Here is a 1,551-nt window from a genome sequence, read left to right as displayed (position 1 = left end):
CAAATAAACCTCTTCATAATATTTAATTTTGCTAGGCTACCCGATATAAGAAACAAACTGGTGCCTTGACCTTGATGTTGCGCTTATCTTTTCGTCCCGGTCTAATTGGCACAGTATACCGACTAATTCTACGCAGAACTTTTAGAAAAATGATATCGGTTGAAGAGCAATTATAATGCTTATGAATGATCCTACAGGCCATTTTAAAATTTATAATGTACATGTACTTGCAATGGCTCTGCGGCACATAGGCTTGAGCATTAATTTGACTGACTGTGTTAAACATAATCATATGAGCGTAGATTTCCATCTCAATAAAATCATCCTGCTTTGAATGGAATTGGATACAGCCTAAGTCATATTTTAATTTTCTAAAAGAACTCTCAATACCCCAACGTAAATGATACAGTCTCTTCATGCGGGACAAGGGAAACTCTTGACGACTCAAATTGGTTAAAAGCACTTCCCATTCATCTTTGCCTGTGTCTGGATCATTAATTCTTACTTTGCAGGCCCGAAATTTTACATTACAGAAGTCTCCGAAGTCCCAGCTTGCGTCTCGCGAGTTTTTGGAAAAATATTTCTTATAATGATGCTTCTGATGGATTACTAAATGTATTTTTTCGGTATCTTTGTGCATCACATAATAGTGGCCTGAAATAGTTACTCGACATGAGATATCCTGGTCGCATTCGCAATTAGGCAGTGTCCGAATCTCTTTCATCGCACCTTTGCCTATCCTAGTACGAATAACATAGAAGCAATTATCTAAACGATTGCAATTTTCAATTAAATTAAAGCTAGTATATCCACGATCCATCATAACGATATATGGACCGATATTTAAATGCTTAAGCAATTGTACAGCCGCAGGTCGTTCATTCATATGAGCTTTGGGTTGGAAGATGCAATCCTGGTAGGTATTGTTTAATAGATCATACATGGCATTAACATGAATCTGACAAAAAGGTTGTGGCACCTGTTTAGTAACCTTATTCTTAGAATTAGGATTCCAAAGCTGATTGAAATCAGAGCCATCAATGGCAAAAAGCCGATACTTATGATCTAACAGCTGAATATGAATCAACTGATTATTAAAGCATTGCAAAATATGGGCAAAACATTGAGGCGATAGTTTGCTCTTTTGTTGGACATAAGCAGATGCGGTCATTAGTTGATTATCATCGTCAAGGGAATCATCCAGCTCTTTTTCCAAACTGTTGCCCTGCATATTAAGAGTTAGCTTGATTAAAGTAAATGCGTCCAGCTTGCGTTTCCTGGTAAAAGCAGATTTTGAATCAATAAAATCATGAATATGATCTGCAGTTTCTTTGATTATCGTATCAAGGCGTTTTAAAATATTGGTGTGCAGGTTTTTCATAATAATACGACCTTTCTTAAAAACGTATTTGAAAGACCGGAACATATAAAAGAGTAAGTGAGAAGGGAACAGTCCTTCTCACTTTTTATTTTAGGAACAAAAAGAACCGAATCAAAATGATTCGGCTCATAAAGTTAAACGTTAGTCAATGTCTTAACTTAATGACATTG

At 36.1% G+C, this 1,551-nt stretch carries 1 protein-coding gene; it reads right to left on the bottom strand.

The features are described from left to right. Positions 1-31: 31 nt before the first annotated feature. Positions 32-1,381, bottom strand: coding sequence for an IS4 family transposase (locus FC77_RS07575; protein ID WP_056971016.1), 1,350 nt, complete (start codon positions 1,379-1,381; stop codon positions 32-34). Positions 1,382-1,551 lie beyond the last annotated feature (170 nt).

It is taken from the genome of Lactobacillus acetotolerans DSM 20749 = JCM 3825, from assembly GCF_001436775.1.
Classification (GTDB): domain Bacteria; phylum Bacillota; class Bacilli; order Lactobacillales; family Lactobacillaceae; genus Lactobacillus; species Lactobacillus acetotolerans.
The sequence above is the reverse complement of the archived record's forward strand: the minus strand, read 5'-3'. Positions and strand labels throughout refer to the sequence as shown.

Coding starts and splice junctions, on each gene's coding strand:
- FC77_RS07575 (WP_056971016.1), bottom strand. CDS start 1,381: ATGAAAAACCTGCACACCAATATTTTAAAACGCCTTGATACGATAATC.